This window comes from Paraburkholderia sp., from assembly GCF_050742655.1.
GTDB lineage: Bacteria > Pseudomonadota > Gammaproteobacteria > Burkholderiales > Burkholderiaceae > Paraburkholderia.
The window spans coordinates 165,555-171,791 of the sequence record NZ_JBOIGG010000017.1 but is presented as its reverse complement, the minus strand read 5'-3'; the positions used below and the strand labels follow the sequence as shown (position 1 = coordinate 171,791).

The 6,237-nt window shown below is 59.2% G+C and carries 12 protein-coding genes and 1 pseudogene; all 13 read left to right on the top strand.

Annotated elements, in window-relative coordinates; genetic code table 11:
- Window positions 1-173 (top strand): annotated as a pseudogene (gene tuf / locus ACREXZ_RS23190) (elongation factor Tu); the annotation flags it as partial.
- Between the two features lie 128 nt (window positions 174-301).
- On the top strand, window positions 302-613 hold the full coding sequence (gene rpsJ / locus ACREXZ_RS23185; protein WP_431766441.1) for a 30S ribosomal protein S10: 312 nt from the start codon (window positions 302-304) through the stop codon (window positions 611-613).
- Window positions 614-810: 197 nt separating this feature from the next.
- Window positions 811-1,470, top strand: a complete 660-nt coding sequence (rplC, locus tag ACREXZ_RS23180) for a 50S ribosomal protein L3 (protein ID WP_431766440.1) — start codon at window positions 811-813, stop codon at window positions 1,468-1,470.
- Window positions 1,470-2,090 carry a 50S ribosomal protein L4 gene (gene rplD / locus ACREXZ_RS23175; RefSeq protein ID WP_431766439.1) on the top strand — a complete coding sequence of 207 codons (621 nt, stop codon included), beginning with the start codon at window positions 1,470-1,472 and terminating at the stop codon, window positions 2,088-2,090. The genes rplC and rplD overlap by 1 nt, the downstream gene beginning before the upstream one ends.
- Window positions 2,087-2,401: a 50S ribosomal protein L23 gene (gene rplW / locus ACREXZ_RS23170; RefSeq protein WP_431766438.1), complete on the top strand. Its 315-nt coding sequence runs from the start codon at window positions 2,087-2,089 to the stop codon at window positions 2,399-2,401. The genes rplD and rplW overlap by 4 nt, the downstream gene beginning before the upstream one ends.
- A 2-nt stretch (window positions 2,402-2,403) precedes the next feature.
- Window positions 2,404-3,231: a 50S ribosomal protein L2 gene (rplB, locus tag ACREXZ_RS23165; protein WP_431766437.1), complete on the top strand. Its 828-nt coding sequence runs from the start codon at window positions 2,404-2,406 to the stop codon at window positions 3,229-3,231.
- 10 nt (window positions 3,232-3,241) lie between these two features.
- Window positions 3,242-3,517, top strand: a complete 276-nt coding sequence (gene rpsS, locus ACREXZ_RS23160; protein WP_091019609.1) for a 30S ribosomal protein S19 — start codon at window positions 3,242-3,244, stop codon at window positions 3,515-3,517.
- Between the two features lie 7 nt (window positions 3,518-3,524).
- Window positions 3,525-3,857: a 50S ribosomal protein L22 gene (gene rplV, locus ACREXZ_RS23155; protein ID WP_007180133.1), complete on the top strand. Its 333-nt coding sequence runs from the start codon at window positions 3,525-3,527 to the stop codon at window positions 3,855-3,857.
- Window positions 3,858-3,868: 11 nt separating this feature from the next.
- Complete coding sequence (gene rpsC, locus ACREXZ_RS23150) at window positions 3,869-4,684, top strand: 30S ribosomal protein S3 (protein ID WP_431766436.1); 816 nt, start codon at window positions 3,869-3,871, stop codon at window positions 4,682-4,684.
- A gap of 2 nt (window positions 4,685-4,686) precedes the next feature.
- Window positions 4,687-5,103 (top strand): 50S ribosomal protein L16, encoded by a 417-nt coding sequence (gene rplP / locus ACREXZ_RS23145; RefSeq protein ID WP_091019613.1) that lies wholly within the window; start codon window positions 4,687-4,689, stop codon window positions 5,101-5,103.
- 10 nt (window positions 5,104-5,113) lie between these two features.
- A complete protein-coding gene (gene rpmC, locus ACREXZ_RS23140) occupies window positions 5,114-5,308 on the top strand; it encodes a 50S ribosomal protein L29 (RefSeq protein ID WP_408505241.1) in 195 nt (64 codons plus the stop codon).
- The gene (gene rpsQ, locus ACREXZ_RS23135) at window positions 5,305-5,577 is read left to right on the top strand and encodes a 30S ribosomal protein S17 (RefSeq protein ID WP_431766435.1); all 273 of its coding nucleotides are present in this window, start codon (window positions 5,305-5,307) and stop codon (window positions 5,575-5,577) included. Before rpmC ends, rpsQ begins: the two co-directional genes overlap by 4 nt.
- 290 nt (window positions 5,578-5,867) lie before the next feature.
- Window positions 5,868-6,236 carry a 50S ribosomal protein L14 gene (gene rplN, locus ACREXZ_RS23130; protein ID WP_431766434.1) on the top strand — a complete coding sequence of 123 codons (369 nt, stop codon included), beginning with the start codon at window positions 5,868-5,870 and terminating at the stop codon, window positions 6,234-6,236.
- Window position 6,237 lies beyond the last annotated feature (1 nt).

The following is a 6,237-nucleotide window of genomic DNA, read 5'->3' as shown; positions in this document are numbered from 1 at the left end:
TGACGGGCTCGATCGAGCTGCCGAAGGACAAGGAAATGGTGATGCCGGGCGACAACGTGTCGATCACGGTGAAGCTGATCCACCCGATCGCGATGGAAGAAGGCCTGCGCTTCGCCATCCGTGAAGGCGGTCGTACCGTCGGCGCCGGTGTCGTCGCGAAGATCATCGAGTAAAATCGCTGGTTCGCAGTTGCAGCAAAGGTGCCCGGGGCCGGGTGTCCACCTCTGTGGAGGGTGCTCGGCCCTACGTTCTTTTTTAATCCGGCGGTGCAATACCGCCTCGCTCTTTTCAAGGAATTACCATGCCGAACCAGAAAATCCGCATTCGCCTGAAGGCTTTCGACTATCGTCTGATCGACCAGTCGGCGGCTGAAATCGTCGAGACCGCGAAGCGGACTGGCGCAATCGTTCGTGGCCCGGTGCCGCTGCCGACGCGCATCCAGCGCTTCGACATTCTGCGTTCGCCGCACGTCAACAAGACGTCGCGCGACCAGCTCGAAATCCGCACCCATCAGCGCCTGATGGACATCGTCGATCCGACGGACAAGACCGTCGATGCGCTGATGAAGCTCGATCTGCCGGCAGGCGTGGACGTCGAAATCAAGCTGCAATAAGGTTTCCCGCGGCTGCCCGGTTTGCTGGGTAGCGCTAAGTCTTTGATTGCTTGCGGAAAACGAAAAGCCTCGCTATAATGGACGGCTTTTCGCGCATTTGCGCAAAAAAGTCGGCGCGATTTGCCCGGTATCGACCGGTCAGCGCCGGCATTTTGTAAATTAGCCCCGACCAATCGCAGTCGGGAATGGAGAAAACGATGAGCCTTGGACTCGTAGGTCGCAAGGTTGGCATGACCCGTATCTTTACGGCTGATGGGGATTCGATTCCTGTTACCGTGCTGGACGTGTCCGACAACCGCGTGACGCAGATCAAGACTGTTGAAACCGACGGCTACACAGCTGTTCAGGTTGCTTTCGGTACGCGTCGCGCGTCGCGCGTGACGAAGCCGATCGCAGGTCATCTCGCCAAAGCCGGTGTTCAGGCAGGCGAAATCCTCAAGGAATTCCAGATCGATGCCGCCAAGGCAGCCGAGTTGTCGGCTGGTGCAGTGGTCGACGTTGATCTCTTCGAAGTGGGCCAGAAAGTCGACGTGCAAGGCGTGTCGATCGGTAAGGGCTACGCCGGTACCATCAAGCGTTACAACTTCGCATCCGGCCGTGCTTCGCACGGTAACTCGCGCTCGCACAACGTGCCGGGTTCGATCGGTATGGCGCAGGATCCGGGTCGCGTGTTTCCGGGTAAGCGCATGACCGGTCACATGGGTGACGATACCGTTACGGTGCAAAACCTCGAAATCGCTCGTATCGACGCCGACCGCAAGCTGTTGCTGGTCAGGGGCGCCGTTCCGGGTGCGAAGGGTGGCAAGGTCATCGTGACGCCGGCCGTGAAGGCGCGTGCCGTGAAAGGAGCGAAATAATGGAACTCAAGCTCCTGAATGAAAATGGTCAGGAAGGCGCAGCAGTTAGCGCGTCGGACGTCGTGTTCGGCCGTGACTACAACGAAGCCCTGATTCACCAGGTCGTGGTGGCCTATCAGGCCAACGCCCGCAGCGGCAACCGCGCGCAGAAGGATCGTGAGCAGGTCAAGCACACGACCAAGAAGCCGTGGCGCCAGAAGGGTACGGGCCGCGCCCGTGCCGGTATGTCGTCGAGCCCGTTGTGGCGCGGCGGTGGCCGTATCTTCCCGAATTCGCCGGAAGAAAACTTCTCGCACAAGGTCAACAAGAAGATGCATCGCGCAGGTCTCTGCTCGATCTTCTCGCAGCTGGCCCGTGAAGGCCGTATCTCGGTGGTGGACGAGCTGACGCTCGAAGCGCCGAAGACCAAGCTGCTGGCCGAAAAATTCAAGGCAATGGGTCTCGATTCCGTGCTGGTCATTACCGACACGGTCGACGAAAACCTGTACCTCGCGTCGCGCAACCTCGCCCATGTGGCGGTTGTCGAGCCGCGTTATGCCGACCCGCTGTCGCTGATCTACTTCAAGAAGATCCTGATCACGAAAGCAGCGGTCGCCCAGATCGAGGAGTTGCTGTCATGAGCGAGATTCGCAAGAACGATCATCGTTTGATGCAGGTTCTGCTCGCGCCGGTGATCTCCGAAAAGGCGACGCTGGTGGCCGACAAGCACGAGCAAGTCGTGTTCGAAGTCGCGCCGGATGCGACGAAGCAGGAAGTGAAGGCTGCTGTCGAGCTGATGTTCAAGGTGGAAGTCAATTCCGTCAACATGCTGGTCCAGAAAGGTAAAGCCAAGCGCTTTGGCCGTTTCATGGGCAAGCGCAAGGACGTGAAGAAGGCGTATGTCTGCCTGAAGCCCGGCCAGGAAATCAACTTTGAAGCGGAGGCCAAGTAATCATGGCAATCGTTAAAGTTAAGCCGACTTCGCCGGGCCGCCGCGCGATGGTCAAGGTGGTCAACAAGGATCTGCACAAGGGCAAGCCGTTTGCCCCGCTGCTCGATTCGCAGAGCGTGACCGCCGGCCGTAACAACAACGGCCGCATCACCACGCGTCATAAGGGTGGTGGTCATAAGCAACAGTATCGTATCGTGGACTTCAAGCGTACGAAAGACGGCATCCCGGCGAAGGTCGAGCGTCTCGAGTATGACCCGAACCGTAGCGCGAACATCGCACTGGTTCTGTACGCAGACGGCGAACGTCGTTACATCATCGCTTCGAAGGGCATGACGGTTGGCCAGCAGTTGCTGTCCGGTTCGGAAGCGCCGATCAAGGCGGGCAACACGCTGCCGATCCGCAACATCCCGGTCGGTACGACGATTCACTGCATCGAAATGCTGCCGGGCAAGGGCGCGCAAATCGCGCGTTCGGCTGGTACGTCGGCCATGCTGCTGGCTCGCGAAGGCACGTACGCGCAGGTTCGCCTGCGCTCCGGCGAAATCCGCCGCGTGCATATCGAGTGCCGCGCAACGATCGGTGAAGTGGGCAACGAAGAACACAGCCTCCGTCAAATCGGTAAGGCCGGCGCGAACCGCTGGCGCGGTATCCGTCCGACGGTGCGCGGCGTTGCAATGAACCCGGTCGATCACCCGCACGGCGGCGGCGAAGGCAAGACGGCAGCAGGTCGCCATCCGGTGAGCCCGTGGGGCACGCCGACGAAGGGCTATCGTACCCGCAGCAACAAGCGCACGACGACGATGATCGTCCAGCGCCGTCACAAGCGTTAAGGAGTAGGCAATGGCACGTTCTGTTAAAAAAGGTCCGTTCTGCGACGCCCATTTGCTGAAGAAAGTTGAGGCGGCTGCAGCTACGCGCGACAAAAAACCGATCAAGACATGGTCGCGTCGTTCGACGATTCTCCCGGACTTCATCGGTCTGACGATCGCCGTTCACAACGGCCGTCAACACGTTCCGGTGTACGTCTCGGAAAACATGGTCGGCCACAAGCTTGGCGAGTTTGCATTGACCCGTACGTTCAAGGGTCATGCAGCCGACAAGAAGGCCAAGAAATAAGGGGCTCATGATGGAAGTGAAAGCAATTCATCGCGGTGCCCGCATCTCGGCGCAGAAAACGCGCCTTGTGGCTGACCAGATCCGCGGTTTGCCGGTCGACAAGGCGCTGAACGTTCTGACGTTCTCGCCGAAGAAAGCGGCTGGCATCGTGAAAAAGGTCGTGCTGTCGGCGATCGCGAATGCGGAGCACAACGAAGGCGCCGATATCGACGAGCTCAAGATCACGAGCATCTATATCGATAAGGCCGCCTCTCTCAAGCGTTTTACTGCGCGCGCTAAAGGCCGCGGTAACCGCATCGAGAAGCAATCCTGTCACATCACTGTGACGGTCGGGAATTAAGGGGTCATACGATGGGACAGAAAATTCATCCGACTGGCTTCCGTTTGGCCGTCAGCCGCAACTGGGCTTCGCGCTGGTATGCGAACAACAGCAATTTCGCGGCGATGTTGCAGGAAGACATCGGTGTTCGTGAATACCTGAAGAAGAAGCTGAAGAACGCTTCGGTGGGCCGTGTGGTGATCGAGCGTCCGGCAAAGAACGCACGCATCACGATTTACAGCTCGCGTCCGGGTGTCGTGATCGGCAAGAAGGGCGAGGATATCGAACTGCTGAAGACGGAACTGCAACGTCGCATGGGCGTGCCGGTTCATGTCAACATTGAAGAAATCCGTAAGCCGGAAACCGATGCGCAACTGATCGCGGATTCGATCACGCAACAGCTCGAGCGTCGGATCATGTTCCGACGCGCGATGAAGCGTGCGATGCAAAACGCGATGCGTCTGGGTGCCCAAGGCATCAAGATCATGAGCGCGGGCCGCCTGAACGGGATCGAAATTGCCCGTACGGAATGGTATCGCGAAGGTCGCGTGCCGCTTCACACGCTGCGTGCTGACATCGACTACGCCACTTCGGAAGCGAAGACGACGTACGGCATCATCGGCGTCAAGGTGTGGGTCTACAAGGGCGACACGCTCGGCCGCAACGACGCGCCGGTGGTGGAAGAAGTTGCCGAAGAGAAGCGCCCGCGCCGCAACGCACGTCCGGGTGGCGATCGCCGTCCGCGTCGCGATGGTGAAGGTGGTGCTCCGGCAGGTGCACGCCGTGGCGCCCCGCGTCGTACGGGTGGTGCTGGCGGCGCCGGCGGCGACGGCAAGACTGGAGAATAACGATGCTGCAACCGAAACGCAGGAAGTATCGCAAAGAGCAGAAGGGTCGTAACACCGGTGTGGCTACTCGCGGCAACGCAGTGTCGTTCGGTGAGTACGGCCTGAAGTCTATCGGTCGCGGCCGTCTGACGGCGCGTCAAATTGAAGCGGCGCGTCGTGCCATGACGCGTCACATCAAGCGCGGCGGCCGAATCTGGATCCGCATTTTCCCGGACAAGCCGATCTCGCAAAAGCCGGCGGAAGTACGTATGGGTAACGGTAAGGGTAACCCGGAGTACTACGTCGCGGAGATTCAACCGGGCAAGATGCTGTACGAAATGGACGGCGTAACCGAAGAACTGGCACGCGAAGCGTTCCGTCTGGCTGCAGCGAAGCTGCCGCTGAAGACGGCGTTTATCGTGCGCCAGCTCGGCGCCTAAGGAGTAAATGATGAAGGCTACCGAACTTCACCAGAAAGATCAGGCCGCGCTCAACAAGGAGCTGTCGGACCTGTTGAAGGCGCAATTCGGCCTGCGTATGCAACTCGCGACCCAGCAGCTCACGAACACGAGCCAGCTGAAGAAGGTTCGTCGCGACATCGCACGCGTGCGGACCGTCCTGACTGAGAAGGCGAACCAGAAATGAACGATAGCGTAAAAACCTCGCTTAAGCGGACGCTGGTCGGCAAGGTCGTCAGCAACAAGATGGACAAGACCGTCACCGTGCTGGTCGAGCACCGCGTCAAGCACCCGATCTACGGCAAGTACGTTGTGCGCTCGAAGAAGTACCACGCGCACGACGAGGCAAACACGTACAACGAGGGTGACCTCGTCGAAATCCAGGAAACTCGTCCGATCGCGAAGACGAAGGCTTGGACCGTGTCGCGCCTGGTCGAATCGGCACGCGTGATCTAAAAGCTGCATAGCTGTAGACGTAGTTGAAATCGTAGTAAGTTTCGCTTGCAGGGCCGGGATTATTTGTTATAATCTCGGTCTTCCCTCTTTGTGGGAGCCCCGTCGCGGGCGAAGTTGGTGGGGGAAGCGGGTCGGGCGCCAGTCCGAGTCGAAAGATTCACCGGATTGCGATGGCGGGTTTCGTCGGCCGTCGCTGCTGTTCTAACCCAAGCGGCCAGTTGGCTGACGGGACCAAGACTGACCGGGTGTGCCATGGTGGTGCGGCCGGATTAAGTTGGGAATGATAAACCATGATTCAGACCGAAACTCGGCTTGAAGTGGCCGACAACACAGGTGCGCGTGAAGTCATGTGCATCAAGGTGCTCGGCGGCTCGAAGCGTCGTTATGCCAGCATCGGCGACATCATCAAGGTGAGCGTCAAAGAGGCTACGCCGCGCGGACGCGTGAAGAAAGGCGAAATTTACAACGCCGTGGTGGTTCGCACCGCCAAGGGCGTGCGCCGTCAGGACGGCTCGCTGATCAAGTTTGATGGCAATGCCGCCGTGCTTTTGAATGCCAAGCTCGAGCCTATCGGCACCCGTATTTTCGGGCCGGTCACGCGTGAGTTGCGTAGCGAACGGTTTATGAAGATCGTTTCGCTGGCGCCGGAAGTGCTGTAAG